Source organism: Alteromonas sp. 14N.309.X.WAT.G.H12, assembly GCF_036697315.1.
Lineage (GTDB): Bacteria > Pseudomonadota > Gammaproteobacteria > Enterobacterales > Alteromonadaceae > Alteromonas.
Map to the genome: position 1 here is coordinate 1 of NZ_JBAHZB010000049.1, position 26,916 is coordinate 26,916.

Below are 26,916 nucleotides of genomic sequence, written 5' to 3' on the forward strand. Positions count from 1 at the left end.
CTGGATATCGCCTCAAATACTTTTACCAGTGTTGAATGCCTCATGCGCTGGATCCATCCAGAGCACGGATTTATTTCACCGGACGATTTTATCCCGTTAGCAGAACAAACCGGTGCAATACGAAACGTGACAAACTGGGGTCTACGAACGGCATTAAAACAACAAAAAGCCTGGCGGGAAAAAGGCCATAATATCTCGGTGGCAGTGAACATTTCAGCCGTGGATCTTATTGATATGACCTTGCCGACATTGGTTAGCGATTTACTGAGCAAATACAACAGTGAAGCTAAGTATCTCACTTTAGAAGTGACCGAAAGCGCCATTATGCACGATCCTGAAAATGCCCTTCGTGCGCTAAATGCCTTAAAGCGTATGGGCATAAAATTGTCTATTGATGATTTTGGTACCGGATATTCGTCGATGGCACAGCTAAAAGATATGCCGGTTCATGAACTCAAAATAGACAAGGCCTTTGTACTGTCACTGGCCAGTAGCAGTGATGATAAAACCTTGGTAAATACCATAGTCTCGTTGGCGAAAAACTTAAAGTTAGAGGTGGTAGCAGAAGGGGTAGAAGATAAAGCCTCATTAGAATATTTACGTAAAGTGGGCTGCACCAGAGCCCAAGGCTATTATATGTCCAGACCGCTTCCTGCCGATCAGTTTGATGATTGGCTTACCACGGCTGCCACCTCCAGCAACGCAAACGGAGCCATACAATGAAATGGTTGATGCTGTTGCTATGTGCGGTCAGTGTTTCGTCATTGAGTACCGAATTTAGCGGTAAAGTACAAGCCGTATGGCATCAATCCGACCTTCCTACCACCTGGCTTGAAAGTGGCACTGGGGTTACACGATTTAACGATAATGGCATGGCATTGCAGCAATCAGTCATGCGTATCAAGCACACGGTGATCCCATCCCTAGAGGTCCAGGTAGATGGCAGCTATTATGCCGATGGCGACCAACATCTTGGTCTAACACAGCTTCAACTTACTTATAAACCCCTTGTACCCAGTCGTATAAAATGGCGGGCACGCGTCGGGTTCTTTTACCCCGAAATGTCATTGGAAAATGTAGATACCAATTGGTTGTCGCCCTACACTTACGCCCAGTCAGCCATTAATAGTTGGATTGGCGAAGAGTTGCGTACCGCCGGTGCTGAATTTATTATCTATCGGCCAGGACGAGCCGTACGCAGTCCGTGGAGTTGGGAATTCCGTGCGGCGGTATTTAAAGGTAATGATCCCTTAGGCTCGATTATTTCATGGCGTGGATTTGCGCTGCACGACCGCCAAAGCCTGCACCATGAGCGCCTACAATTTGCGCCCTACCCTACCGTTATTGATACCAACATGATTTGGCACCCAGACTGGGTAGAGCCATTTACCGAAATTGATAGCAAATGGGGCGTTTACGCCGGACTTCATCTCGACTATTTGCGTCAAACACAATTACGCTACTATTACTACGACAACTTAGCCGACCCTAATGCGGTAAACGAGCAACGACTATATGCATGGCGCACCAAATTTCACTCTTTGGCCATGCAGCACAATTTCACCACGAGAACCCGTATTTTAATGCAATGGATGACCGGCGATACCCTGATGGGTGAACGCTTTGTCTATACCCAGTACGATGCATTTTACGCCATGCTAAGTCACCGACAGAACCGTCATCGGTTTTCGGCCCGGGTTGATATTTTTGATGTTGATGAAGATGATATTTTTGAAAATGACCAAAATAACAGTCATGGCCATGGGTTAACCGTGAACTGGCGATATGATGTGTCTGATCATTGGCAAGTGGGCGTGGAATACTCCCAAGTGCACAGTGATGTAGCAAACCGGGTTCAGTTTAACTTACCCACAGCGGTGACCCAGCAACAAACGTTACTGGTAAGCGAATACCACTGGTAAAAGATGGCAGAACCCGTGGGATCGTCGCCGTCAATTAATCGCTTTCTATTTCATCCACGTAATTCCACATACATTGAAGCTGCTCTTTAAAGCCATTGTTCAGTAGTGGAAAACGATGGAAGGTTTTGGGATCTAAAGACACCTGCTCGATATGAAACCCAGCTCTGGTGCCGTAGCGCTTCCAAGGGTTACGACAAAACAGGGTAAACCACCGTTCCACAAAGCCCGCCAGTTGACGTAAATCGTGCTCTCGGTCAAAACCGTTTAACATCAATTCAACCAAGATACTCTTGGGCCACATTTGCCTGGCAAGATAGCAATTCATAATGAAGTCACACACCACGTAGGGCATGAGATCCGCTTCATCGGTTTGCTCTTCTGGCCGCAGCTCAGCAGTGGGTTGCTGAACATTCACCCGATGCATCTGTTGAAGTTGATGACGCGCACTTTTGCCATCCATGGTTAGCGGCAGCCCTTTTTCCTCTAACCAGCTGTTGATTTTACGAATGGTGGTTTTATTAATACCGGCAATCACAGAAATTACGCCAGAAGTATCACCATCCATAGTGGCATACCCCAACGCCGATTCTGACAAATTGGAAGTGGCAATAAGCAGTTTGTTTTCCCGGTTAGCTAACATCCACACACCCGGACTACGACTACGGGCCTGAATATTTTGCAGTGCAATGTCATCGGTGTCCCAACTAAGCGGCTTATCGGGATACAGGCCATTTACCAACTGATGATATTGCTGAACCACCGGTTCAATATTCCAACTGTGAAAGGTAGCGCCGATTTCTTCCGCTAAATATTTAGCTGCATTAAAAGTGGTGTCAGAGGAATTATCGGTGCCCTGATATAAACACACCAGAATCTGCGGCATGGCTTTGTGTTTTAACCAGGTAATTTTATCTTCCCCCTGAGACAAGGGAGCAATTTTGGCTCTCAGCCCTTGGGGTAAGGCAGCAAGATAATCACTGACCCCCAATTGTTCTAAGGCCACAAAATGAGACACATACACCGAGGCGGCCACTAAGGCAGAATCGGCACCGCCAGATAAACTTACCACATAGCCGTGGGTATGAGTACGGGTTGTCCAATCCCACAAACCATTGCCAAGGGCATAGCAAATTTCGGTATAGTTATGATCTTCATCACTTAACCTAGACCAAAAGGCAGGCAGCTCGTCGTTGGCCGCTTCGGTTCTGTCATGTTTACGGGCCGCCAGTACGGCATCGCTGGACAAGGTTAAAGAAAGCGGCGCAGTGACCACATGATTATCGTCAATATGGATGGTTTCGCTGCTATTTATTCGAGATACCCGATTGGCGCTTAAATTAACCAAGGTTTGGTTCATAACCACATCACGCACATTAAAGCGGTCTCCCCGGGAAACCACCTGTCCTTCCGAGGCAATCATCGACCCGCCATCGAAAATACTGGTGCCGTTTTCTGTACCGGCCAAATTCGCATAGGCGTACACCACACCAAATGCCCGAGAGCCTTCTTTAATAAATTGCTCGCGAATATGGTTTTTGCCCACCGAAAAATGAGAGGCACTGGGATTTAACAACACATCCACATTGCGATGGTAAAGATCCCGCCCCGGACGATTGGCTACCCAGGCATCCTCGCAGGTTTCAATGCCCACCCGCACGCCTCTGGCATCAATCACAATATCGCCAAAAGGCACATTAAAGCGGGGATGATTCACCACCTTTCCTCGCGGCCAGGCTTCAAACCAACGAGGTTCGTAGTGCACACCATTGCGGGCTAGATACTGTTTACAGGCAAATCCATGTAAGCCCTTCGCGCTAACAAACGCCGTAGTATTGTATACCTGTCCACCGGGGAACATCACTGGCATTCCCATGGCAACCAGCAAATCCTGACCCGACTTACATTTGTGGTGCAAACGGTGAAGCCCGTCTAGCACATCCTGTAATGCCGACTCTGCCGCCTCATTGAATTCCTGATAGCTAAAGTTATCTTCACAACCATAGCCCGTTAATGCCAGCTCGGGCATTAACAGTATATTAATATGTGCCGCTACAGCCCGCTCAATAGCCGCGAGGACCCGCGTAACATTACCTTTAAAATCAAATGGGATCTGACGCAGCGCCGCTGTGCCTATTCGGGTGTAATTTGCCATTGGTGACCTTATGCCCAGTCTACTTCGAATACTTTTTTCAGATAACTGACGAATTCCGGATCTTCACACAGGTTTTTACCGGGTGCATCTGAAATTTTCGCCACAGGTTTGTCGTTAACCCGTACCAGTTTCATAACAATATTTAGTGGCGTAACGCCCCGTACATCGTTGGATAAAAAGGTTCCGATACCAAAAGATGTGCGAATGCGCCCGCGAAAGCGTAAAAACAGTGACACCATGGTTTTAAAATCTAAACCATCACTAAAGATTATCGTTTTACTTCTTGGATCGATATTCAGGTTTTCATACATGGTTATCGCCCGTTCTCCGAATTCTATCGGATCACCGGAGTCATGTCTCAGGCCATCGAATAATTTGGCGAAATATAAATCAAAGTCGCGCACAAAGGCTTCCATACCAATGGTATCGGTTAAGGCGTAGCCCAGCTGGCCGCGGAACTCTTTAACCCAGGTTTCCAACGTATGCTTTTGCGAATTCACCAGTTGCACGCCAATTTGCTGCGATAGCATAAATATTTCATGGGCCATGGTGCCAATGGGCAAAATATCGAATTCTTTTGCCAGATGCATATTCGATGTACCCACAAAAAACTCGGGCAACATTTTTTTCAGCATATCGATAACCGTATATTGGGCATCATAGCTAAACCGTCTTCTGGTCCCAAACTCTGCAATTTGCAGCCCGGTTAAATCATGCTTTTCATGCTGCTGTTTTAACCACTGTATTTTTTCATACAGCGGCTGGCGTACATCTTCGTAGCTTTTCTCCGGATAATTATGGCGGTTGTATACTTCTGCCACGGTGGATAACACCGGCATTTCAAAATTATGCACATGCATCAGCGGCCCTTTGGCACGAATTGCCAGCTGACCGTCTTCTTCACCGATATGTAAAAAACGATGCTGATAAGACCACATTCTTACCCATTCGATAAAGTCCTTGGTATACCAGGGGATCCGTTCTAACCACTGTATTTGCGATGAGGTAAACCCCAATCCATCCAGCTTGCCCAGCTCCTGTTGTATTTCAGCTCGATAAGGACGCAAATCCGTATCTCCGCGCACCACGAAACGATATTCCACCTCCTCAACATAAGGATATTGGTGCATAAAACACTGCCACATATTCATCTTATAAAAATCATTATCCAGGGCAGAAAAATTAAGGTGTTTGCGGAATAAGGAGTTACGCGCCATGGCATTTGCCCTCAGTGAGTGATTAAGGTGGCGTTTTTTATGGGTGGAGGCTGGCGGATGCACAGTGCATTTCTCATCCTGTCCTAACAATGGCTAACGAGTATTCTATCAATACCCTTTAAAGTCAACGAGAAGTTAAAAATGCGCCCCTAAAAACTTGCCAAAACAACCGGTATGACAGAGTAATGGGAGCAGCCTCAGCCCTTTGGTTGCTTTTTCTTGGTATAATAAGTATCTTTACAATACGCTATAAACGGAAGCTGCAATGAACATCGCCATATTTGGTTCGGCCTTTAACCCGCCAACCCGAGGCCATTTAGACGCTGTGCAATCAGTGTTAAATCACGAAAATAGGTTCGACAGGGTATTACTCATTCCCGCCTATCAGCATGCCTTTGCCAAATCCATGATTGCCTATCCCCATAGAGTGGCTTTAACCGATGCTTTTGTACGCGACATCAACGATAGCCGTGTGCAAGCCATGAGCGTGGAACACCTTATAGCCAAGGATGATACGCCGGTTTACACCTTTGACGTACTCTCCTATTTACACGATAACGGATATAGCGATGACACGCTGAGTTTTGTGATGGGTCCTGACAACAAAGCGAACTGGTCTAAATTTTATAAGGCCGATGAAATTACCCGTCGCTGGAATGTGGTGGTGGTTCCTGAAAACGTCCCCGTTCGCTCCACAATGGTAAGAAATGCCGTATCTAAAAACCAAGATATTTCAGCCTTAGTGACGCCCTCGGTGGCCGATTACCTCAACACCCATGCTGTTTATGACTGAATCGACTATGCCCCCTCCAGTTTGTACCATTAATGCTGTGCTGTTTCGCATCAGTGCCAGACAGTTACAAGTTGCCTTGGTGCGCCGAGGGGCCAACACCACCGTTTATGCCAATACCCTAGCTTTACCTGGTGGCGCCATTAACACAGAGAATGACCAAACCCTCAATGACACCTTGTTGCGTCACCTGAAACTAAAGACCGGCATTAGACCATCTTATACCGCGAAGCTGGAATTTGAAGGTAATTTAACCCGCGATCCCCAAGGATGGAGTATTACCTGTCCCTATTTGTGCTTAACGGACGAACACGCAGCTGCGCTATCCTCGGTGCATTGGTTTGTGGTCACTGATTTTCTCCATGATATGCCGCCGGTCAGTTTGCCCTTCGACCACCAAATGATCATTCAAAAAGCCTTTCAGCGTTTGTATAACCGAGCTCGCTACAGTACCGAGCCTAACTTTTTCTTTCGCCAGCCCTTTACCTTGTCTGAACTACAGACGGTGTATGAAGTGATTTTAGGTAAACCATTGCACAAAAAAAACTTCAGAGACCGTATCGATGAAAGTGTCTCGGTTGTCGAAACTGGCGAAACGAAGATCGTAAAACGAAGTAAGGCCAAACTATACACTCACACCAATCCCAGCAAACCCCATTTTTTTTCTCGCGTGTTACAAGGTGCATTAGACTAATCCCCTTTCGCTACTGGCCTTTTGAAACCGGGCATCGACTATCACTAAACGGACATACCTTGTAAAAAACGGACTTATTGAACAAAATTCAGCCTTTCCTTACCCCTTGTCTTTGATGCTCAAGCGACGCTTTTCCATATATTCAGAATATGAGTTGTCAGCAACACGCTGATACAGTTTCGGCAGGCGCTCATGTTGGGAACGGAGGGATCTCCCAACTTAAGACCCCAAGGATCTCGTATTTATCAAGGATGTAAGACGTGAGTTGCCTGCCGGTACTTACTCATCCTGCTTTTTTAGGAAACCAACGACTAAAGAAAAGGACTATACAATGAACAAACACACTCTACCTATCAGTAAGCAGATAGAACAACTCTCTCGGCGGGAAATGCAGGTGGCACATAAAATCATGGAAGGATTACCCAACAAACGTATCGCTTCTCAGCTATTTATAAGCGAACGAACCGTTAAGTTTCATTGCGCCAATATCTATCGCAAACTCGGTATTCCTAACCGCACGTCGCTGATGGCAAATTATTATCGCCAGCTCCATCAACCGGACATGGGATCAGCTGACAGACGCTAAAAACCCCGTACACTTTTTAGGGTCAGACGTGGTTTTCTGGCAATAAGGAAATGTACTTTTTAAGGAGAACACCATGCAATCAAATACCCCGTTACCCTACCTGATACAACCTCAAGATACGGCCAAGGTGAATGGCGGCACTGCCAGCAGTGGCGAGGTTAGCGTACCTGACAATGGGAAGTTTCACCTGCCGGTGTATTACACCCAAGCTTTAGGTGAAACCGGGGGGAGTTACCCCGAAGAGTCTCTCTTTTAATTTAGCGACGTGCGGCGGTAATTGCTTACTGCCGCTTTCCATAACCCAAGGCTTATCACATGTTAGCACTTTGTCTTGGCGATGGGTGCGAGCCCCAGTTACAGCACATGGTTGAGGCGTTAACCACCGCCAACGTTGAAACTTGTATACTCAATACCGCCCAATTTCCGCAGAATTTACGCATCCATTTTAATGCCGCTGATAACCAATACATCATGAAGCTGCAACACAGACAGTATGACTTGGGAGCCTTCGGCGTCTTTTATTGGCAGCGTTTTATTCCCCCTGCCCATGGTCAAAACACGACCCTTTTAGCCAATCTAACCAGTGCTTTGTCTCCCCTTTTTTTAACCCATTCACACCGCTGGTTTAATTCATTACACGCAGTGCGTTATCACCAAGCAAAACCGGTTCAGTTAGTGGCGGCCCGTAAGCTGGGTGCCACCATACCCGATACCTGTATCAGCAACGATGTGCAGCGCATCCGCGCCTTTTGTGATTCCCAACACAACGTCATTGTTAAACCAGTATTTGGCGGTACCTATTCACAGAGCATAAAACGTAATGGTAAGTGGCAATCGTCCCTGTGTTCACACCTAGTGGATGAACCTATGACCTTTCAAAGCTGGATTGAGGGCATGGATATACGCAGCTTTGTTGTCGGTGAGCGCGTATTAAGCGCCAAGATCGATTCAGCCGCAGACGATTATCGCATCGATACTTCTGCCATGGCGGTAAAGACCAAGGTTCCCAAAGCGATTGAAGCTTTGAGCATTCGGTTATGTCGTAAATTGGGCATGAAATGGTGTGCCATTGATTGGCGGAAAACACCTGCAGGACATTATGTGTTTTTAGAGGCGAACCCCTGTCCCATGTTTTGTCGGTTTGAATTGGATACTGGACTCCCCATTACCGAAGCGTTGCTAGAGGCGATGATAAAGACGGCGGGAAGCGCCGCCTCACAGGTATAATCAAGGGCGCAGTGAACGCCCTGTAGGGATTAAAGAATAAACCGACTTAAGTCTTCGTTGTCCACCAAGGTCTCAAGATGTGTATTGACATAATCCGCATCAATGGTAAAGGTTTCACCGGACTTCTCAGAGGCTTCATAAGAAATATCTTCCATGAGCCGTTCTAGTACGGTGTGAAGACGTCGTGCGCCAATATTTTCTAATCGCTCATTCACCTGCCAAGCCGCTTCCGCAATGCGCTGAATACCCGACTCGGTAAATTCAATCTTCACGCCTTCGGTTTCCATCAGCGCTCGGTATTGTTCGGTAAGTGACGCGTTAGGTTCGGTGAGGATGCGTTTGAAATCTTCAACTTTCAACGCCGCTAACTCGACCCGTATGGGTAAACGCCCTTGCATTTCAGGGATCAAATCAGACGGTTTACTCATCTGGAATGCGCCCGATGCGATAAACAAAATATGATCAGTTTTGATCATGCCGTGTTTAGTGGAGACTGTTGAGCCTTCTACCAGTGGCAAAAGATCTCGCTGAACACCTTCCCGGGATACATCCGCCGATGAATTGCCTTCTCGCTTACAAATCTTGTCGATTTCGTCGATAAACACAATACCGTGTTGTTCCACGGCTTCGATGGCTTGTTCTTTCAAATCTTCCTGATTAACCAAGCGTGCAGCTTCTTCTTCAATAAGTAGCTTCAAAGCGTCTTTGATTTTCAGCTTTTTCTTTTTCTTTTGTGACCCAGACATATTCTGGAACATAGACTGCAACTGGTTAGTCATGTCTTCCATGCCTGGCGGTGCCATAATTTCCACACCCATTTGCGGCAAGGCCACATCAATTTCTATTTCTTTGTCGTCAAGCTTGCCTTCCCGCAGTTTTTTGCGGAAGTTCTGACGCGTGCCTTTATCTTCAACCTCTTCCTTTTTGCCCCACGCATCTTCAGGGGGCGGCAACAAGACATCAAGGATGCGTTCTTCAGCGGCTTCCTCAGCACGAAACTTCACTTTCGCTACTTCCCGCTCTTTGGTCATTTTAACGGCAATGTCCGCCAGATCCCGAATAATGGACTCGACTTCTTTGCCCACATAACCCACTTCGGTGAATTTAGTCGCTTCAACCTTGATAAAAGGGGCATTTGCCAGCTTCGCTAGACGACGGGCAATCTCGGTTTTACCCACGCCCGTTGGCCCTATCATCAAAATATTCTTAGGCGTCACTTCCTGCCGCAGCTCTTCGGGCAATTGCATACGACGCCAGCGGTTTCTCAGGGCAATTGACACCGCCCGCTTGGCACCTTGCTGGCCGATAATGTGGCGATCCAACTCGTGAACTATTTCTCTGGGTGTCATCTCAGACATAATAAACCTTCTTTTCCTTTAGCTGTGTTTCACAGCAATCAATCGCAGTTATTCAATGGCACACAGGCCACTGCAATCGATTAATAATCTAATACTTCGATTGTCTGATGATGGTTGGTATACACGCAAATATCACCAGCAATGGTTAAACTCTTTTCTGCAATCTCTTTGGCAGACAATTCGGTATTTGCCAATAACGCCGTCGCAGCGGCCTGGGCATAAGCGCCGCCGGAGCCGATGGCAATAAGATCGTTTTCAGGCTGCACCACATCACCGTTGCCGGTAATAATAAAAGAGGCCGTTTCATCGGCAACCGCCAGTAAGGCCTCTAATTTGCGCAGCATACGATCCGTTCGCCAATCTTTGGCTAACTCAACAGCGGCTCGGGTTAAATGCCCTTGGTGCATTTCGAGTTTAGATTCAAACCGTTCAAAAAGGGTAAACGCATCGGCTGTACCACCGGCAAAACCTGCCAGTACTTTGTTGTTGTACAGGCGGCGCACTTTTTTTGCGTTTCCTTTCATTACTGTATTACCAAGAGAGACTTGACCGTCTCCGGCAATGACGACCTGATTATCACGTCTTACAGATACTATCGTTGTCACGTTAATTCCCCATGTTGCGGGTGTTGTCTGAGTTAATATCAGACGAAAAAAACCAATGAAGGATAAGTGGGGGATGACACGGTTTTTTCAAGGGCCGTTTTTTTGCAATTAACCACAAGAACGTTGACATCCAAACGAGATGGCCAACGCTCCATGGTGCTTAGATTACAGGTTCCAGTATAGGATCATGCAGGTGGTAATGTTGACTTTTCGCAAGCTATGCCTTGCCCGTTCGGCATCCCGTTTACTTTGCAAAGGCCCCATGATGACCCGGAACCATTCACCATTACTACCGGTGGATGCCCGCACTTGCGCTTCCAACCCTTGGAAAGCAATTTTGGCTTTCATCTCTTCTGCTTGGGAGCGGGTTCTAAAGGATCCGCACTGCAACAAATAGAGTTTGTCGGATTTTTTCTGTTCTGCCACTTCAACTTCAACTTCATAGCCTGGCAGGGTTTTTATATACTCCCATTCTTCCTGCGGAAGTTCAGGCAGCTCTTCTTCTTCCGTTAGCTGTGGAAGGGGTGCCATGGGCGCATCGGCGGTTTCATCCACGTTATCTTTAATGGAAAATAAAAAATAAATAAGCACCAAAATGGCGATAATAACAACCAACAGTCGGATCCAGACCGTTTTATTATTGCTAGGTGGTGTTGGCGTCTTGCGCTTATTACTGTTTTTCTTTTTATTCTGTGGTGTGCGACCACGAGAAACATAATCACGTTGAGCCATAAGCGCCAAATAATCCCGTAAAAAATAACCCTGTTTTTCTATGCTCAGTGTATCGTTATTTGAATAAAAAAGCTGCCCGTATCTTAATCAGTTGCGTCGTCATTTAGCTAAAATCAGACGGATCCACATCCACCGACCAACGTACTCGTGTGGCCAGCGGCAATGCGGAAATATTTGGCAAGGCCATACGTAACAAGGTATTAATTGCCTTACGCTGCTCACTTTGTAATACCAGCATAAACCGATAACGCCCTTGTCGCTTTTCAATCAAGCACGGTAGCGGCCCGTTTAAGCGTACCTTTTCAGTGGCTAAAATCTGTTTCGTTTGTGCTAGAAAGTCCCAGGCCTGCGCGCCGTTTGTCGCTTCAGCCCGGAGCACCGCTTGGGATTGAAACGGAGGCATCCCAGCCAATTTTCTTTCTTCCAACGCTTGGCGGGCAAAGTGGTGGTAGCCATTATGGATCAGATCCTGAAGCAGCGGATGACCGGGGTTATGGGTTTGCAGCCACATTTCTCCGGGCTTTGCCGCCCTGCCGGCTCTACCTGCCAGCTGGGTGACCAACTGGGCAAGTTTTTCACTGGCACGAAAATCGGCACTGAACAAAGCGCCGTCACAATCCATCACCACCACCAGCGTTACATGGGGAAAATGATGGCCTTTTGACAATATTTGCGTACCGATTAACAACTGGTATTTTTGCTCATTAATCTCATCGAGGGTGCGTTGCAGTTTATCTTTTCCCCGCACCGAATCACTGTCTATTCTTACCTGTTTCACGCCAGCAAATAGTTGCGCTAAGCCTTCCTCTATTTGCTCGGTTCCCACACCGGCGGTGACCAAACTGTTTTCACCACATTGGGGACATTGTCGCGGGATCGGTTTCACGCTACCACAATGGTGGCACTGTAGACGCTGCTGACTACGATGCACTGTGTATGGCCGTTCGCAGCGCCGGCAATCCACCGAATGACCACAATGATGACACAATAACGCTGGGGCATAGCCTCGCCGGTTAACAAAAACCAGCACCTGGTTTCCCATGGACAAATGCTGGCGCATAATACTGATCATGCCGTCAGCTAGGCCAAACTGCATACGTTGATCTCTCACATCAAGAAGATGTTGATGGGTTTTGACCGCCCCACCCGCCCGTTTAGTCAAGTGTAAATGCCCATAGCGTTTGGATAACGCATTGTTCAACGACTCTAACGACGGTGTGGCTGTTCCCAACACCAGAGGCACATTTTCGGTACTTGCGCGCAGCACCGCGAGATCCCGAGCCTGGTACCGAAGTCCATCCTGCTGCTTATAGGACTCATCATGCTCTTCATCGACAATGATCATGCCGGGATATTTTAACGGTGTAAAAATTGCTGAGCGGGTACCAATAATGATCCCCAGTTCGCCCTCTCTGGCCCGTTGCCATACCGCCAGACGATCTTTATCGTTTAACTGAGAGTGCAAAACTCCAATATCAATGCCAAAACGATTGGCAAAACGGCTGACGGTTTGCGGCGTAAGGCCGATTTCAGGCACCAATATCAACACCTGCTGGCCGCTGGCTAAAACCTCTTCAATGGCCTGTAAATAAACTTCGGTTTTACCACTGCCGGTTACACCTTCAAGTAGAAACGGCGCAAACTTCCCCCTCGACTGATTGATCGCCGTTATCGCCACAGCCTGCTCTTTGTCTGGCCGGGGTTTCGTTGCAATTTTATAGTGGGACAACCACATTCGCGGTTTCAACGGCGGCCGCCGGCTATCGGCAACAATAAACCCTTTTTCGGCTAAGCCTTTGATTACGGTGGGAGCAAAGGTGGTTTTCAGCTCGCTGTCTCGTATCGGGCCATCCATCAGAGCCTGTAAACACGCGCCTTGTCGTTTCGCCCGAGTCAGGGAAGTGAGGTGCGCGTGGGGATCGCCTTCGACCTGCCACCAACACTCTTCGACAGCTTGTGCCGACTCCCCTTTGCGCAGCAATACCGGCAACACGGTATGGAGCACTTCACCGATAGGGTGTAAATAATACTGGCTTAACCAACGGCAAAGGGTGAGTAACACACCATCGATAACAGGTGTTTCATCAAGTACGGCGTCTAACGGTTTTATTTTATTGATAGTGTCAGGACTGGCACTTTTACCTAGCACCACACCCACCAGCTTACGTGGCCCAAATGGCACTCTTACTCGACAACCCGGTTCGGGCATCGTGTCGCAGCTATAAGTAAAAGCTTGTCGTAGCGGTACAGGCACCGCAACCTCAACAAAATACATCACATTTCCAATAAAGATAATCGTTGTTCAGGCCGTGTATAACGGTTATAACCTCTTTTAAATCACAAACTGACCATTTTTTCTTCACTTTTAACCATCAGTTCTTGATCGAAACGGCGTCATACATTAATATGCGCCGCTCTTTACGGCAAGGCCTCGTGTCTTGTATTGAATATAGTTGCGTATGGTGTTCAGCTTCGGGCTGGATAGCGATACGGCCTTAGCATTGAGGTAACCCATGAAACAAGATATCCATCCTGAATACAGCGAAATTACTGCAACCTGTTCTTGCGGTAACGTTATTAAAGTACGTTCTACTTTAGGTAAAGACCTGAACCTGGACGTATGCTCTAAGTGCCACCCGTTCTACACTGGTAAGCAACGTAACGTTGATACTGGCGGTCGTGTTGATCGCTTTAAGAAACGTTTTGGTGCACTTAGCAAAAAATAAGCTTGTACCTTTTAAAAAGAAAGCGCCTTATGGCGCTTTTTTTGTCTGTGTTATTAGTAAATATCCCCGTCCCGTCCTATTTACCCTGCAACATTCACAATATTAACTTTTAACACCCTTCTTAATAATCCTCATGAATAGTGATAATTGAAATTTCCAGTTTGTTTCCAAATTTAAGACACATTACAGTAATTCATAAGATAACGTCTTATCAGATATGTACTGACAAGGTGTTGTGATACATTTGTAAACAAGCTGCCCCTATAACAAGAACAGACTGTGGCTGGCAGCACTAACACGATGCAGTTGTGCAATGACCAAAACCTGAGAAGGACACAAAAAATAATGTCAGACTTCAGACAACGCGCCCTCGATTATCATGCCCACCCTACTCCAGGCAAAATCAAGGTTGAGTTGTCAACGCCCGCAGACAGCGTTGATGATCTCTCTTTGGCGTACAGCCCCGGTGTTGCCGAACCCGTACGGGAAATCGCCGATGATCCTGATGCCGCATACCGCTATACCGCCAAGGGCAATATGGTTGCCGTTATCACTAACGGTACCGCCATACTTGGCCTTGGCAATTTAGGCCCCTTAGCCTCAAAGCCAGTAATGGAAGGAAAAGCCCTTTTATTTAAACGATTTGCCGGACTTGATGCCATCGATATTGAAGTCAAGCATCGGACTACCGAAGAGTTTATCAATACAGTGGCGAATATTGCCGATACCTTTGGTGGCATCAATCTAGAAGATATCAAAGCCCCGGAATGCTTCGAAATAGAACAAGAACTCATAAAGCGTTGTAAAATTCCTGTGTTTCACGATGATCAACATGGTACGGCCATTGTTACAGCCGCAGGTATGCTAAATGCGCTGGAGATTCAGGGGAAAACAATACAAGAAGCGAAAATCGTATGTATGGGTGCGGGCGCGGCCGCGGTAGCCTGTATGGAGTTGCTGATTAAATGTGGTGCCCAGCGTGAACGCATCTATATGCTAGACCGCAAAGGGGTGATCCATACCCGTCGGGAAGGTCTCACAGAACATAAAATGCTGTTTGCCAACAATACCGATAAACGTACATTAGAAGATGTGATGGATGGCGCGGATATCTTCGTCGGTGTGTCTGGTCCGGACGTACTGCCACCAGAAGCCTTAGCATTAATGGCACCAAACCCGATTGTGTTTGCCTGTTCTAACCCCGATCCCGAAATCAAGCCTGAACTGGCCCATGAAGTCCGAGACGACCTCATTATGGCCACTGGACGTTCAGATTATCCGAATCAGGTAAATAACGTCTTGTGCTTCCCCTTTATTTTCCGTGGCGCGCTAGACGTAAGGGCCTCTGCCATTAACGATGAAATGAAGGTCGCTGCCGTTGAAGCTTTGCGCTCCATCTCGAAAGAGCCGGTGCCCGAGGAAGTACTAAAAGCCAGCAACACAAGCTCACTGACCTTTGGCAAAGAGTATATTATACCCAAGCCAATGGATGATCGTCTGCGCCCACGTATTGCACGGGCAGTTGCCCTCGCCGCCATTGAATCGGGCGTGGCTGGTATCGAAACCCTGCCGCCACAATATCGTTAAAAAAACATCATTCAAAAAGCCAGCATTGAATGCTGGCTTTTTTATGCTTATTCTTCTTCGTTGTCTACACTAGAATCTATGCCCATGTCTTCCATAATTTGGCGCGCCTCTGCCGGGATACGATTTGGATTGTCTTTGCGAAGATCATCGTCGTTAGGTAAAGGCTGACCCGTGAAGGCATGCAGAAAAGCTTCACAGAGCAATTCTGAATTCGTAGCATGACGCAGATTATTAATTTGTCGACGGGTACGTTCGTCAGTAAGTACCTTCAACACATTGATTGGAATTGAGACAGTGACTTTTTTCACTTGCTCACTTTTTTTCCCATGTTCTGCGTAAGGGTGGATATATTTACCGTTCCATTCTGCCATTTTTAATTCTCAAATTGCCTGTTTTTGTAATTTATAAGCGGAAATTCTAAACAATGTAGCGAAAAGGTCAATTAAGCCGTGTAAACCTCTTGACGTCCAGACTGATATTATTTAGTTTAGACGTCTAAACGTCCATAAAAGTGAGTCAGCAAAATGGTTTCCTATGCACAAGGTATCGATGCGTTAAATCAATCGTTATCAGAACTACGCGATATTGATGTATCGTTTGAATTTTTTCCGCCTAATTCCGAAAAAATGGAACAGACCCTATGGAAATCAGTGGAACGTTTAGCGCCCCTGAAACCCTCATATATGTCGGTAACCTATGGTGCCAACAGCGGCGAACGAGATCGCACTCATGATGTGGTTAAGCGCATCCAAACACAGACCGGTGTGCAAGCTGCACCACACCTTACTTGTGTCGATGCCAGTCGGGAAGAACTAATTCAAATCGCGAAAGAATACTGGGATTCCGGCATACGCCGCATTGTTGCCCTGCGTGGCGATCTGCCCAAAGGCGTGGATAAAACGGAAATGTATGCCTCCGATCTCGTCAGTTTATTAAAAGAAGTCGCGGATTTTGATATTTCTGTTGCCGCCTATCCAGAAAAACACCCTGAAGCCCCAAATGCACAATTTGATTTATTAAATTTAAAACGTAAAGCTGAAGCAGGGGCCTCTGAAGCCATTACCCAGTTCTTCTTTGATACCAGCTTATATTTGCGGTTTCGCGACCGCGCCGCCGCGGCGGGGATAGATTTAGATATTGTGCCCGGCATTCTTCCCGTTACCAATTACCAAACTCTGGTACGCTTTGCCGGTTTCACCAATGTCCATGTCCCCGGTTGGCTACACAAAATGTATGAAGGCCTTGATGCCGACGACCAAACCACCCGTAACCTCATCGGTGCCAATATAGCCATGGAGCAGGTTAAAGTCCTCGCCAAAGAAGGTGTGAAACACTTTCATTTTTATACATTAAATCGCAGTGAACTCAGCTACGCCATTTGTCACATGCTTGGTGTTCGCAGCGACGGGTAAAAATCCTTTGCCCTAGCCAGGGGAGTGGTTACACTGATCAGGCAATCGTATGCAATAAGTAGTTTACAAGGAGATCGTTTTGTCTGATAACCGCTGGTTGAAGTTGTGGCATGAAAAAGGGCCTAAAGCCGTGGACTTTTTTCGCCATTTTGTGCGCCGCTGTCGCGAGGATAATATCACCATCTCCGCAGGCCATCTGGCTTACGTTACGTTATTATCCCTTGTGCCCTTCATCATGGTTACCTTTACGGTAATGTCTGCCTTTCCGGCATTTGCCTCTGTGCGCAGCAAGATGGAAGCCTTTGTTTTTTCCAACTTCGTACCCACCGCCGGTGATGTAGTGCAAAACTATATGTCAGACTTTGTCTCCAATGCCTCTGAAATGGGGGCCGTGGGTATATTGTCATTGCTTATCGTCGCCCTGCTGTTGATATCCAATGTGGACAAAACCCTCAACCGTATCTGGCGCACTCAAAGCGATCGTCCCATCATTTACACCTTCGCCATCTATTGGATGGTCATTACCCTTGGGCCTATGCTCATGGGTTCAAGTGTGGCCATCAGTTCCTATCTGGTTGGTGTGGCTGAATTTGCAGAAGAATATACACCGGGCGTGGGCACATTTATGCTGACCCTGATTCCGAGTTTTGCTGCTTTTCTGGCGTTTATTATTCTTTACCTTCTAGTACCAAACCGGCGAGTGAAATATTCCCACGCCCTTATCGGTGCGCTGGTTGCCACCTTATTTTTCGAATTTACCAAAAAAGGGTTTGCCCTTTACATCACAAACTTCACCTCTTATCAGGTAATCTATGGCGCTTTGGCGGTATTACCGATTCTATTTTTATGGGTGTATGTTTCTTGGATTGTGGTGCTAGTTGGCGCAGAATTCACGTGCAGTTTAGAAGATGAATTTGGTGATCTTCCTGCGAGTGAGGAACCAAGAAAGGTGCCTCTGGAGTAAAAAACGGGCCAGTGCCCGTTTTTTATCTAGTTTTTCATCGAACGAATAAAAGCATCAGATTCAGACACTGCAGTTTGCATTTCGCCAATAAGACGTGTCACATCCTGCTGAATCGTTTTCAACTCCCCTTGCAATGCGCCTACTGCACTGGCATTAAGGTTATGCTTTAAATACAGCACATTGTCCTGCAATGCGCTGAGCACCGGTTGCATTCGGCTCTCAGCTTTTCGCATGGCCTTAATCATCGTCTCGTACTTTCGTTGTGTATCACGAAGTTTTTCTGCACTGGCCCGACGCAATTTGTCACTGTCGTATTTATCCAGCTCATCTTCCCATTCAGAAAAAAGTGCGTCCGCTACGCTTTCCACTTTATCGATGCGATCAGTGACATCCTGAGCCGCAGCAACGCTGTCTTCATATTCACTGTTGAGATCATCATACACCTCTTCCAGTTCCCCGCCTTCAAAATTGATAAGGGCGCTGAATTCTTCAAGGGCATCAGCAAACTGCTCCTGCGCCTCTTCTTGGGACGCTTGGGCATTTTCCACCCTATCTACTAGGATATCCCGTTTTTCGACGCCTAGCTTCTCCCAGGCCGAATAATAGGCAGACTGACACCCACTTAACGAGAGCGTTATGGCGACACCAATTAGACCGGTTTGTAGTTTGCCTATCATAACCTCACCTCTGGCCCCTGATAACGGGCGGCATCGATAATCGCCCACAAGTGGAAGATGGCACCTACCGGCCAAAGGAAAAAGAACACCACTGTGGCTGCAAGGCCATAGCAGGTAAAACAAATAATGAAAAACAGAATAGCTTTCATTATGCGGCCCTGAACTAATTGTCCCAAACCGGGAATAAAAAAGTTACAGATTGCCGCAATGACGTTACCACCGGATCCCTGACCAGCCATATAATCTTCCTCGTATATTAGGTAAATATGTGTTTTAGTAGCTAAACTAAACTAAAAAAACAAGACATACAACGCGCTGAAATAAAATGAAACGACTTTACCCTAACACCGGATGTTACCGTAGTGGGTACTTTGACTCTGACGATGGCCATCGCCTGTATTACGAAGAAAGCGGTAATCCAGAGGGATTGCCAGTGCTTTTTCTACACGGTGGTCCAGGTGCGGGGCTAGGTGCAGGCTACCAACGTTTCTTTGACACCAACCGATACCGCATTATTGGCCTTGAACAACGCGGTTGTGGCAGATCCCAGCCTTTCGGCTCATTAATCAACAATACAACCCAAGATATTCTAAAAGATATCAATCATCTGCGCACACTATTAGATATTCAAAGTTGGACCTTATTCGGCGGTTCATGGGGCGCCACACTGGCTTTACTGGCGGCTATTGATTCACCGGATACCGTCAATGGCTTAATTTTACGCGGTGTGTTTTTAGGCCGTCATGAAGATCGAGACTGGTTTTTATCCCAGCAAGGTGCCGCTGCGTCACTGTTTCCCGATCATTACGAGTTATTTATCGAAGGCGTCGAAGAGCCCATTACGGCAGCCTCGGTGTGTGCCTACTATTTAAAATGCTTTAATTCTACCGATGAACGTCATCGCATGAATGCACTTAAACGCTGGTATATTTGGGAAGAACGCCTGTCGAAAGTGTCTTTGCCTCCTGGTACCGGTGAATTTACCGGTCATTATCCCCTTGAGCTGATGACCAGTCTGGCCAAGTTAGAATGCTATTATCTATCGAATAACTGTTTTATTCCCGAGGGTTTCATCCTCGATAACATTGACAAAATTGCTCATATTCCCGGTACAATTGTGCACGGGCGTTATGATGTTATTTGCAGCACCCGTGCCGCTTATACGCTGCACAAAGCTTGGGAAAACAGCACGCTGCAAGTTGTGCAAGATGCGGGACACAGCACCTCGGAGCCTGGCATTGCCCTTGCCTTGTGTCGTGCCACCCGTGATATGTCTAGGTACTTAAAGGAGAATAAATGATAGGTTTAGTGCAACGGGTCAGTGAAGCCAGTGTTACCGTGGATAACAAGATCATCAGTGAAATTGGTCATGGATTACTGGTGTTACTCGGTGTGGAAAAACACGACAATAGCGAACAAATCGAAAAGTTAACCCGAAAAATTTCCCAGTACCGACTGTTTAGCGACGATGAAGGAAAAATGAACCTAAACGTGCAGCAGGTCAATGGTGCCATACTGGTGGTATCACAATTTACCCTGGTGGCAGACACCCAAAAAGGGAATCGCCCCGGTTTTTCCAAAGGAGCATCTCCGGTACAGGGTAAACTCATCTATGAGCAATTTATCACCGCCCTTAAAGAAAAAGGCTTACCGGTGCAAACCGGACAATTCGGTGCAGATATGAAAGTCGCCTTAGTGAACGACGGCCCCGTCACCTTCCAATTTCACGTTTAGTTTTTTTCGCTACGTATTCGTTTACTAGATGTACCAAGACAATAAGAAGCGTCATTTACTACAGTGATTTACACCATTCCTGCGCCGCAATCCGGTAATTACACTTGTTAAACACGCCTCCCATGGGTTTAAATGGAGAGATATGAATGAATAAAGGGCCTACGTATTGTGTTTAGAGTAGCCACACCAAAAACCGAAGAAGAGTTAGAGAAGTACTTCACATTTCGATGGACGTATCTTCGTCAACCTTGGAATTTTCCCCCAGGTTCAGAGAAAGACGAATACGAGTTGGTTGCTGAACACCGCGTGATCATCAACGGCAAAGGCGATATCGTTGCGGCGGGTCGCGTACATCTAAATACCGCTGAAGAAGCCCAGATACGCCATATTGCGGTGCATTCAGACTATCAGCGCAGAGGCTTAGGACAAATGATTCTTGGCGCGCTGGAAGGCGTAGCTCGAGAGCTCGGTGCCGAACGTGCCGTCACCAACAGCCGTGAAACCTCCATCGATTTTTTCCTCTCTTGCGGATTCGTGATTGAACGTGAAGCCCCCAATGAGTTGGGGATGCTCAAACGACAGCAAATGGTGAAGAAACTTAGCGATCCCGGTATTGTGATGCTACATCCTAAATGGTGTAAAGAGCTGCAAGATACCTGGATGGAAACCATCCCCATTACTGAACATATGGGGATCAAACTTCATCAATACACCGGGCGTACTTTAGAAACCCGCGCCTCGCTGAACAAAAATATAAATATTCACGGCAGCATGTTTGCCGGCAGTATTTTCTCATTAGCCACGCTAACCGGCTGGGGCATGCTGTATTTACAGCTCAAAGAACGCCAGCTAGCCGGCGACATCGTGTTGGGTGATGGCAATATTCACTACCACAAACCCATTACCATGAAACCCCGCGCCACCTGCCATATCGAATCCGTCAGCGGTAAATACGCCCCGTTAGAAAAACAAAACAAATGCCGTTTTACTTTGCAGGTCGATATTTTAGATGACGATGACGCGGTGGCAGAATTTAAAGGTGTGTTTTGGATCTTGCCTAATGAAAACAGCAATGAACCAGAGCAAAGCTAAGGGGTAGACAAGATAATTCAAAAACAAAAAAAGCGCCATAAGGCGCTTTTTTCATAAATGATAAAAACTTACGCTGACATAGCAGCCTGCAATTTCTTCATTGCATTTTTTTCTATCTGACGAACACGTTCGGCAGACACTTCGTATTTATTCGCCAGATCTTGAAGTGTAATTTTGTTATCAGCCAACCAACGGGTCTCAATAATATCCTGAGAACGGGCATCTAGGGTTTTAATTGCTGAATACAAACGTTTTGATGCGTTAGCATCCCAGTCTGTATTGATAACATCCATTTCCACGTCAGTGGTTTTATCTTCAAGAAACTGAACCGGCGCGAAGCTACCGCTATCATCGTCATCAGCACTGAGATCAAAGGCTTGGTCGTGGCTACTCATCCGCGCTTCCATCTGAAGCACTTCTTTGGTACTTACACCCAGCTCGCTGGCAACGGTCTGCACTTCTTCATGGGTAAACCAGCCCAAACGCTTTTTGGCTTTACGCAAATTAAAGAAAAGCTTCCGTTGTGCCTTGGTTGTCGCAACCTTGACGATACGCCAGTTTTTCAGCACAAACTCGTGGATCTCGGCTTTAATCCAATGAACCGCGAAAGAAACCAACCGCACACCCACACTTGGGTCGAAACGTTTAACTGCTTTCATCAGTCCAATATTTCCTTCCTGAATAAGGTCAGCCTGTGGCAAACCGTAACCGGAATAAGATTTTGCAATATGGACAACAAAACGCAGATGCGACATTACCAGTTTTCTCGCTGATTCAAGATCGCCATCTTCCCGCAAGCGGACTGCCAGGTTCCGTTCCTCATCAGCTGTGAGCATATCAATTCTACTCACAGCCTGAATGTAGCCTTCAATACTACCGCTGTGAGGCCCTGAAAGGACCATTGATTGCAATTTATTGCTCATATTCACCTCAATTTGCTAAGCGTTCCATGATATCAAAATACGGAACGCCTTTCGAGTCTATAACTGTCAGCTTTTAACTCCAATTACGGAATATAGTGACGTTTCGCTAAAATACAAGACCTTTTTAAGTTAGAAAAGTTCTTTTTTCTCGACCGACACACTGATTCGGCCGATGAACGCCTAATAAACACAATCTGATAACATCTCAAACCTTATCACCGTTTTATTATACCACCCTCACTACCGTACAAACCATGATCTAGCGCAGACAATGAGCTCTTAGCTAGGTGATAGATTGCCACTAACTAACAAAAACAGACTGGCGGGCAATGTCATCAGGTTAAGTCCTTGATGCCAAAAGACAGCTTCGGTGCTCAATCACGCATACTTGACTTAAATTAGCGCGATTCGCAGATGGATATTTTGTGTTCCATCATATAAAGTTGAACACACCCTGTATACTTTATGCAGGTGGGGCGGATTAAACTATATCACTAGTTGAAGGGATTATCGGTCGTATGTTTGCGTTTATTGCTCGTCAACCTATTCTAGATCGCGAAAAGGATGTCTTCGCGTATGAACTCATATTCAGAGATGGTAAAGGCGGTGCCTATCCAGAACTTGCGCCAGAAAAAGCCAAGTTTATTGCCCAGCATTTTCATCCTCTGGGCTTAGACGACATCTCAGGCGATAAAAAATCCTTTATCCATTTTAATCCAGAAACCCTCATCTCCCGGTTTCCAACGTCGTTAAACCCAGAATCGGTAATCGTACAACTCAACGACCCCATGACCCCCTCAGAAGGGTTGCTCAACGCTTGCTCTCATATTAAAACCCTTGGCTTTAAAATTGCCATTGATGATCCCCTCATGATGAGCGTGAAGCATGAAATCTTCCCGTTAATTGACATCGTCAAAGTGGATGTCACAAAAACCAAATATGATCTCATTGAACGCACTATCCCCCCCTTTCTCGAGGCCAATATCTCCGTAGTGGCTGAACAGGTGAATACCCATGAAGATTTCGACAGTTGTCGTTCCTTAGGCTTTGACTTGTTTCAGGGGTATTTTTTCTCTCAACCCGAAGCCCGTATTCAGCGCCACTTACCTGCCTCAAAAATGAATCTTGTGGATTTAATGGGCGAGAGTTCACAACATGACTTTAGCATCGGTCGCATAAATCAAATTATTGAGCGTGATGCCGCGTTAAGCTTTTTATTATTAAAATTCATCAACAACCCCACCGTCAATAAGCGCTATAAAATCACCTCGTTAAAACACGCGTTAACCTATATGGGCGAAGTGGAGATAAAGAAATTTATCGCCCTATTGTCATTGGCGAACTTAAGTGATGACAAACCCTTAGAATTAATACATATGTCGTTGGTGAGAGCGAAGTTTTTTGATCTTTTGTCTCAGCAACGAGGCATGCATACCGATCCACCCGTGGGCTTTCTGATCGGTTTGTTCTCATTGCTGGATGCACTGTTAGATCAGGATATGCCTGATGTATTAAAACAACTGCCGTTAACCGATGAGGTGAACGATGCGCTGTTAGGGAAATCCAACGAATTTAACAGCTATTTGGCGTTAACCCGCGCCTTTGAAGGGGCGCTATGGATGAACATAATCCAGCAATCCAAGGTGCTCAATATCGACCAAAAACAGCTTCACGCCCTTTACAATCAAGCCATTCAATGGGGAAATGGGGTAAGAGCAACCATCTCTGCTTACTTTCCCAAACCCATTATGAAAAAGCCAACCCTGTAACAGAGTGGCTACTTAGGCTCAATTTCTTGCACATGCCGTTGAACGGAAATCAGCGAGCCCACTAGCCCTAATCCAACAGACAACGCCAGCATGAGCAACAATGCGTTGCCGGATAATCCGGTGATATTAAATTCTTTTTGATAAAGGCTGGCAAAGGCCTGAATGCTGCTATCCATCCACCACAAAATAATGATAACGGCGAACCAGGCGAGAAGCCCTCCGAGCAGGCCAAACCAAAAGCCCGTGTACATAAAAGGACGATGAATAAAGGCGTCGGTGGCCCCTACAAGCTTCATGACAAGAATTTCTTCCCGTTGGCTTAGTATGTTAAGTCGAATGGTGTTACCAATAATCAAGACCACCGAAATAAATAACAGCACTCCAATTAACGACACCAGATCCCGGGCAATATCCAGCAAAGCATATAACCGTTCCAGCCACTCTATATCCAGCTTACCGATATCCACTTCCCGTTGATTCCGTAACTTTTCCAGCAACAAGCGTGCAGCGGTGGGTGTGGCGTATTTTTCATTTGGCGTGACCAGGACAACATCGGGCAGCGGATTCGATTCCAGATAGGCAATGGCATCGCCTAATCCCGACAAATACTGAAATTCTTTTAACGCTTCATCGGCAGGAATGAAAGTCACAGATTCGATTTCAGGCCAGGTTTTTAGCCGGGTTAAAAGTTGTTGGGCGCTGGCCGCCGAAGTACTGTCTTTTAAAAACAGTGAAATTTCTGATGCCTGATCCCAACCGGCACTGATTTTTTCGGTGTTTTTAACCAAAATGTACAAGGTGCTTGGCAAGGTAATGCTCAAGCCTAACACGGCAATGGTCATTATCGAGGCGGCAGGTTGGCGCCATAATTCACCAAGACTGCCAAGGGCCTGACGTAAATGACTGACAAAAAAGGCCCCCATAACTTGTAAAAGCCCAATGCGCGTGTCGCTGGCGCCTTGAGAACGCCCTTTAAATAAAAGACTCATCCCTCACCCTCCATCATGTCTTCAGACAAACCATCGGTGATCATCTGTCCGTTACGCAGCGTTAAGGTGCGGTATTTCATCCGTGCAATTAAGCCTAAATCATGGGTTGCCACAAATACCGACACGCCCGCCTGATTAAAATCCTCAAACAGGCGAATAATTTCCATGGATAATTTAGGATCCAAATTACCCGTTGGCTCATCGGCCAGTAACAAAGGAGGTTTGTTCACCACGGCTCGGGCAATGCCCACGCGCTGCGCTTCACCACCGGAGAGCATCATCGGCAGACTGCGGGCTTTATCCCGTAATCCCACCATTTCCAACGCAGCCTGAACCCGTTTTTCCGTTTCCCGGCGTCCATAACCTTCAATAATCAAAGGCAAGGCCACGTTATCGAATACGGTTTTTGAGGTTAATAAGTGCGGGCTTTGAAAAATCATCCCGATATCCCGTCGGATAAAGGCAATTTGCCGCCGTTTTATCTGGTTAAGATCATGACCATTTATGAGCACCCGACCAACACTTGGCCGTTCCATTATACTAATCAATTTAAGCAGCGTACTTTTACCGGCCCCCGAATGACCGGTAAGAAAGGCCATTTCTCCTGGCTCAATATGAAAACTGACTTTCGACAGTGCACGCTGTCCACCGGGATAGGTTTTACTGACCTGCTCAAATTTAATCATCTGTTTGTCCTACAACGATGCATAGCCGGAAAAGCATCCAGTGCTAATCACTTTCTGATTCACTAAAAAGTGCCTCAATAAATTCATCACCCTCAAAGGTGCGTAAATCATCAATGCCTTCGCCCACGCCAATATAACGGATAGGAATACCGAATTGATCGGCAATGGAGAAAATTACCCCACCTTTGGCCTTGCCGTCGAGTTTCGTCAAGGTCAGGCCCGTCAAGCCGACGGCTTCGTTGAACAGTTTCGCCTGACTCACGGCATTTTGGCCAGTGCCGGCATCCAAGGTCAGCATGACTTCATGGGGCGCATCTGCAGACACTTTTTTCATAACGCGCACCACTTTTTTCAACTCTTCCATTAAGTTGGCTTTGTTTTGCAAGCGACCCGCTGTATCGGCAATCAAGATATCCATGCCCCGGGATTTGGCCGCTTCTAAGGCGTCATACAGCACCGAAGCACTGTCTGCACCGGTGGGCTGGGCGATAACAGGAATGGCATTGCGTTCCCCCCAAACCTGTAATTGCTCCACCGCCGCGGCGCGGAATGTATCACCGGCAGCCAACATCACTTTCTTACCTTGCTGCTGGAATTGTTTGGCCAACTTGCCAATGGTGGTGGTTTTGCCCACCCCATTCACACCAACCATCAAAATAACGAACGGTCCGGTGCTTTTATCATGTTGTTTAATTTCTTCAATAAGCGGACGCTCTACCTGGTTAAGAATATCCCGCATTTGCTGCTTGAGTATATCCACCAGTGCTTCAGCATCTTTTAGTTGTGAGCGTTTGGCACTGTCAGTAAGTTGATTGATGATTTTTTGCGTGGTATCCATGCCCACATCGGCAACCAGCAATTGGGTTTCCAGCTCTTCGTACAGATCATCATCAATGGTTTTGCCTCTAAATAAGCTGATAAAGCCGCTGCCCAAGTTGGTTTTTGTGCGCGATAAGCTTTCTCTTAGCCGACTAAAGAGGGATTTTTTCTTTGGCTCTGGCTCTGGCTCTGGCTCTGGCTCTGGCTCTGGCTCTGGCTCTGGCTCTGGCTCTGGCTCTGGCTCTGGCTCTGGCT

28 protein-coding genes are annotated in these 26,916 nt (G+C 46.7%); 15 read left to right on the forward strand and 13 right to left on the reverse strand.

Annotated elements, in window-relative coordinates; genetic code table 11:
• A partial coding sequence (locus V5298_RS12880; protein ID WP_332931855.1) for an EAL domain-containing protein occupies positions 1-723 on the forward strand: 723 nt, incomplete at its 5' end.
• Complete coding sequence (locus V5298_RS12885; RefSeq protein ID WP_332931856.1) at positions 720-1,922, forward strand: hypothetical protein; 1,203 nt, start codon at positions 720-722, stop codon at positions 1,920-1,922. The genes V5298_RS12880 and V5298_RS12885, both read left to right, overlap by 4 nt.
• 34 nt (positions 1,923-1,956) lie before the next feature.
• On the opposite strand, the gene nadE is transcribed toward V5298_RS12885, so the two are convergent.
• Together nadE and pncB are read right to left on the reverse strand one after the other, a co-directional pair.
• Positions 1,957-4,074, reverse strand: a complete 2,118-nt coding sequence (gene nadE, locus V5298_RS12890; protein WP_332931857.1) for an NAD(+) synthase — start codon at positions 4,072-4,074, stop codon at positions 1,957-1,959.
• A gap of 8 nt (positions 4,075-4,082) precedes the next feature.
• Positions 4,083-5,291, reverse strand: a complete 1,209-nt coding sequence (gene pncB / locus V5298_RS12895; RefSeq protein WP_332931858.1) for a nicotinate phosphoribosyltransferase — start codon at positions 5,289-5,291, stop codon at positions 4,083-4,085.
• A 265-nt stretch (positions 5,292-5,556) separates the two neighbouring features.
• Between pncB and V5298_RS12900 the strand changes: the two genes are divergently transcribed.
• From V5298_RS12900 to V5298_RS12920, 5 genes are all read left to right on the forward strand, one after another.
• The gene (locus tag V5298_RS12900) at positions 5,557-6,084 is read left to right on the forward strand and encodes a nicotinate-nicotinamide nucleotide adenylyltransferase (protein WP_332931859.1); all 528 of its coding nucleotides are present in this window, start codon (positions 5,557-5,559) and stop codon (positions 6,082-6,084) included.
• A gap of 7 nt (positions 6,085-6,091) precedes the next feature.
• Positions 6,092-6,775 (forward strand): NUDIX hydrolase, encoded by a 684-nt coding sequence (locus V5298_RS12905; RefSeq protein ID WP_332931860.1) that lies wholly within the window; start codon positions 6,092-6,094, stop codon positions 6,773-6,775.
• 331 nt (positions 6,776-7,106) lie between these two features.
• The gene (locus tag V5298_RS12910) at positions 7,107-7,361 is read left to right on the forward strand and encodes a helix-turn-helix transcriptional regulator (RefSeq protein ID WP_332931861.1); all 255 of its coding nucleotides are present in this window, start codon (positions 7,107-7,109) and stop codon (positions 7,359-7,361) included.
• A 73-nt stretch (positions 7,362-7,434) separates the two neighbouring features.
• Positions 7,435-7,617 carry a hypothetical protein gene (locus V5298_RS12915; protein ID WP_332931862.1) on the forward strand — a complete coding sequence of 61 codons (183 nt, stop codon included), beginning with the start codon at positions 7,435-7,437 and terminating at the stop codon, positions 7,615-7,617.
• Between the two features lie 59 nt (positions 7,618-7,676).
• Positions 7,677-8,588: a hypothetical protein gene (locus V5298_RS12920; RefSeq protein ID WP_332931863.1), complete on the forward strand. Its 912-nt coding sequence runs from the start codon at positions 7,677-7,679 to the stop codon at positions 8,586-8,588.
• Positions 8,589-8,617: 29 nt separating this feature from the next.
• On the opposite strand, the gene hslU is transcribed toward V5298_RS12920, so the two are convergent.
• The 4 genes from hslU to priA form a co-directional block, all read right to left on the reverse strand.
• Positions 8,618-9,946, reverse strand: coding sequence for an HslU--HslV peptidase ATPase subunit (gene hslU, locus V5298_RS12925; RefSeq protein ID WP_332931864.1), 1,329 nt, complete (start codon positions 9,944-9,946; stop codon positions 8,618-8,620).
• Between the two features lie 80 nt (positions 9,947-10,026).
• The gene (hslV, locus tag V5298_RS12930) at positions 10,027-10,551 is read right to left on the reverse strand and encodes an ATP-dependent protease subunit HslV (RefSeq protein ID WP_332931865.1); all 525 of its coding nucleotides are present in this window, start codon (positions 10,549-10,551) and stop codon (positions 10,027-10,029) included.
• Between the two features lie 165 nt (positions 10,552-10,716).
• Positions 10,717-11,283, reverse strand: a complete 567-nt coding sequence (locus tag V5298_RS12935) for an SPOR domain-containing protein (RefSeq protein ID WP_332931866.1) — start codon at positions 11,281-11,283, stop codon at positions 10,717-10,719.
• A 103-nt stretch (positions 11,284-11,386) separates the two neighbouring features.
• Positions 11,387-13,558 (reverse strand): primosomal protein N', encoded by a 2,172-nt coding sequence (gene priA / locus V5298_RS12940; protein WP_332931867.1) that lies wholly within the window; start codon positions 13,556-13,558, stop codon positions 11,387-11,389.
• Positions 13,559-13,796: 238 nt separating this feature from the next.
• On the opposite strand from priA, the gene rpmE reads away from it, so the two are divergent.
• Together rpmE and V5298_RS12950 are read left to right on the forward strand one after the other, a co-directional pair.
• Positions 13,797-14,009, forward strand: a complete 213-nt coding sequence (gene rpmE / locus V5298_RS12945) for a 50S ribosomal protein L31 (protein WP_332931868.1) — start codon at positions 13,797-13,799, stop codon at positions 14,007-14,009.
• Positions 14,010-14,354: 345 nt separating this feature from the next.
• Positions 14,355-15,596 (forward strand): malic enzyme-like NAD(P)-binding protein, encoded by a 1,242-nt coding sequence (locus tag V5298_RS12950; RefSeq protein ID WP_332931869.1) that lies wholly within the window; start codon positions 14,355-14,357, stop codon positions 15,594-15,596.
• A gap of 47 nt (positions 15,597-15,643) precedes the next feature.
• Here V5298_RS12950 and metJ read toward each other — a convergent pair whose 3' ends face one another.
• Complete coding sequence (metJ, locus tag V5298_RS12955) at positions 15,644-15,967, reverse strand: met regulon transcriptional regulator MetJ (RefSeq protein WP_216028281.1); 324 nt, start codon at positions 15,965-15,967, stop codon at positions 15,644-15,646.
• A 153-nt stretch (positions 15,968-16,120) separates the two neighbouring features.
• On the opposite strand from metJ, the gene metF reads away from it, so the two are divergent.
• On the forward strand, positions 16,121-17,008 hold the full coding sequence (gene metF, locus V5298_RS12960) for a methylenetetrahydrofolate reductase (RefSeq protein ID WP_332931870.1): 888 nt from the start codon (positions 16,121-16,123) through the stop codon (positions 17,006-17,008).
• A 130-nt stretch (positions 17,009-17,138) separates the two neighbouring features.
• Positions 17,139-17,972 (forward strand): virulence factor BrkB family protein, encoded by an 834-nt coding sequence (locus V5298_RS12965; protein WP_416351183.1) that lies wholly within the window; start codon positions 17,139-17,141, stop codon positions 17,970-17,972.
• A gap of 26 nt (positions 17,973-17,998) precedes the next feature.
• Here V5298_RS12965 and V5298_RS12970 read toward each other — a convergent pair whose 3' ends face one another.
• Positions 17,999-18,649 (reverse strand): DUF2959 domain-containing protein, encoded by a 651-nt coding sequence (locus V5298_RS12970; RefSeq protein WP_332931871.1) that lies wholly within the window; start codon positions 18,647-18,649, stop codon positions 17,999-18,001.
• A complete protein-coding gene (locus V5298_RS12975; RefSeq protein WP_332931872.1) occupies positions 18,646-18,888 on the reverse strand; it encodes a hypothetical protein in 243 nt (80 codons plus the stop codon). The genes V5298_RS12970 and V5298_RS12975 overlap by 4 nt, the downstream gene beginning before the upstream one ends.
• Before the next feature lie 86 nt (positions 18,889-18,974).
• On the opposite strand from V5298_RS12975, the gene pip reads away from it, so the two are divergent.
• The 3 genes from pip (at position 18,975) to V5298_RS12990 (ending at position 21,475) form a co-directional block, all read left to right on the forward strand.
• Positions 18,975-19,949, forward strand: a complete 975-nt coding sequence (pip, locus tag V5298_RS12980; RefSeq protein WP_332931873.1) for a prolyl aminopeptidase — start codon at positions 18,975-18,977, stop codon at positions 19,947-19,949.
• Positions 19,946-20,383, forward strand: a complete 438-nt coding sequence (dtd, locus tag V5298_RS12985) for a D-aminoacyl-tRNA deacylase (RefSeq protein WP_332931874.1) — start codon at positions 19,946-19,948, stop codon at positions 20,381-20,383. The genes pip and dtd overlap by 4 nt, the downstream gene beginning before the upstream one ends.
• Before the next feature lie 168 nt (positions 20,384-20,551).
• The gene (locus V5298_RS12990) at positions 20,552-21,475 is read left to right on the forward strand and encodes a bifunctional GNAT family N-acetyltransferase/hotdog fold thioesterase (protein WP_332931875.1); all 924 of its coding nucleotides are present in this window, start codon (positions 20,552-20,554) and stop codon (positions 21,473-21,475) included.
• 68 nt (positions 21,476-21,543) lie between these two features.
• Here the strand turns inward: V5298_RS12990 and rpoH are convergent, their stop codons facing one another.
• The gene (gene rpoH, locus V5298_RS12995) at positions 21,544-22,398 is read right to left on the reverse strand and encodes an RNA polymerase sigma factor RpoH (RefSeq protein WP_332931876.1); all 855 of its coding nucleotides are present in this window, start codon (positions 22,396-22,398) and stop codon (positions 21,544-21,546) included.
• Positions 22,399-22,916: 518 nt separating this feature from the next.
• On the opposite strand from rpoH, the gene V5298_RS13000 reads away from it, so the two are divergent.
• Complete coding sequence (locus V5298_RS13000; RefSeq protein ID WP_332931877.1) at positions 22,917-24,167, forward strand: EAL and HDOD domain-containing protein; 1,251 nt, start codon at positions 22,917-22,919, stop codon at positions 24,165-24,167.
• 8 nt (positions 24,168-24,175) lie between these two features.
• Here V5298_RS13000 and ftsX read toward each other — a convergent pair whose 3' ends face one another.
• The 3 genes from ftsX to ftsY all read right to left on the reverse strand — a co-directional run.
• Positions 24,176-25,156, reverse strand: a complete 981-nt coding sequence (gene ftsX / locus V5298_RS13005; RefSeq protein WP_332931878.1) for a permease-like cell division protein FtsX — start codon at positions 25,154-25,156, stop codon at positions 24,176-24,178.
• A complete protein-coding gene (ftsE, locus tag V5298_RS13010; protein ID WP_332931879.1) occupies positions 25,153-25,842 on the reverse strand; it encodes a cell division ATP-binding protein FtsE in 690 nt (229 codons plus the stop codon). The genes ftsX and ftsE overlap by 4 nt, the downstream gene beginning before the upstream one ends.
• A 43-nt stretch (positions 25,843-25,885) precedes the next feature.
• Positions 25,886-26,916: signal recognition particle-docking protein FtsY (gene ftsY, locus V5298_RS13015; protein ID WP_332931880.1), on the reverse strand; the 1,031-nt coding region annotated here is incomplete at its 5' end.

What these genes read in the sequence shown, in the direction of transcription:
- pip (WP_332931873.1), top strand. Translation starts at nt 18,975, where the DNA reads ATGAAACGACTTTACCCTAACACCGGATGTTACCGTAGTGGGTACTTT.
- ftsE (WP_332931879.1), bottom strand. Translation starts at nt 25,842, where the DNA reads ATGATTAAATTTGAGCAGGTCAGTAAAACCTATCCCGGTGGACAGCGT.
- V5298_RS13000 (WP_332931877.1), top strand. Translation starts at nt 22,917, where the DNA reads ATGTTTGCGTTTATTGCTCGTCAACCTATTCTAGATCGCGAAAAGGAT.
- V5298_RS12910 (WP_332931861.1), top strand. Translation starts at nt 7,107, where the DNA reads ATGAACAAACACACTCTACCTATCAGTAAGCAGATAGAACAACTCTCT.
- priA (WP_332931867.1), bottom strand. Translation starts at nt 13,558, where the DNA reads ATGTATTTTGTTGAGGTTGCGGTGCCTGTACCGCTACGACAAGCTTTT.
- pncB (WP_332931858.1), bottom strand. Translation starts at nt 5,291, where the DNA reads ATGGCGCGTAACTCCTTATTCCGCAAACACCTTAATTTTTCTGCCCTG.
- ftsX (WP_332931878.1), bottom strand. Translation starts at nt 25,156, where the DNA reads ATGAGTCTTTTATTTAAAGGGCGTTCTCAAGGCGCCAGCGACACGCGC.
- metF (WP_332931870.1), top strand. Translation starts at nt 16,121, where the DNA reads ATGGTTTCCTATGCACAAGGTATCGATGCGTTAAATCAATCGTTATCA.
- rpoH (WP_332931876.1), bottom strand. Translation starts at nt 22,398, where the DNA reads ATGAGCAATAAATTGCAATCAATGGTCCTTTCAGGGCCTCACAGCGGT.
- V5298_RS12885 (WP_332931856.1), top strand. Translation starts at nt 720, where the DNA reads ATGAAATGGTTGATGCTGTTGCTATGTGCGGTCAGTGTTTCGTCATTG.
- metJ (WP_216028281.1), bottom strand. Translation starts at nt 15,967, where the DNA reads ATGGCAGAATGGAACGGTAAATATATCCACCCTTACGCAGAACATGGG.
- V5298_RS12915 (WP_332931862.1), top strand. Translation starts at nt 7,435, where the DNA reads ATGCAATCAAATACCCCGTTACCCTACCTGATACAACCTCAAGATACG.
- V5298_RS12970 (WP_332931871.1), bottom strand. Translation starts at nt 18,649, where the DNA reads ATGATAGGCAAACTACAAACCGGTCTAATTGGTGTCGCCATAACGCTC.
- nadE (WP_332931857.1), bottom strand. Translation starts at nt 4,074, where the DNA reads ATGGCAAATTACACCCGAATAGGCACAGCGGCGCTGCGTCAGATCCCA.
- V5298_RS12950 (WP_332931869.1), top strand. Translation starts at nt 14,355, where the DNA reads ATGTCAGACTTCAGACAACGCGCCCTCGATTATCATGCCCACCCTACT.
- rpmE (WP_332931868.1), top strand. Translation starts at nt 13,797, where the DNA reads ATGAAACAAGATATCCATCCTGAATACAGCGAAATTACTGCAACCTGT.
- V5298_RS12975 (WP_332931872.1), bottom strand. Translation starts at nt 18,888, where the DNA reads ATGGCTGGTCAGGGATCCGGTGGTAACGTCATTGCGGCAATCTGTAAC.
- V5298_RS12905 (WP_332931860.1), top strand. Translation starts at nt 6,092, where the DNA reads ATGCCCCCTCCAGTTTGTACCATTAATGCTGTGCTGTTTCGCATCAGT.
- dtd (WP_332931874.1), top strand. Translation starts at nt 19,946, where the DNA reads ATGATAGGTTTAGTGCAACGGGTCAGTGAAGCCAGTGTTACCGTGGAT.
- V5298_RS12900 (WP_332931859.1), top strand. Translation starts at nt 5,557, where the DNA reads ATGAACATCGCCATATTTGGTTCGGCCTTTAACCCGCCAACCCGAGGC.
- V5298_RS12935 (WP_332931866.1), bottom strand. Translation starts at nt 11,283, where the DNA reads ATGGCTCAACGTGATTATGTTTCTCGTGGTCGCACACCACAGAATAAA.
- hslU (WP_332931864.1), bottom strand. Translation starts at nt 9,946, where the DNA reads ATGTCTGAGATGACACCCAGAGAAATAGTTCACGAGTTGGATCGCCAC.
- V5298_RS12920 (WP_332931863.1), top strand. Translation starts at nt 7,677, where the DNA reads ATGTTAGCACTTTGTCTTGGCGATGGGTGCGAGCCCCAGTTACAGCAC.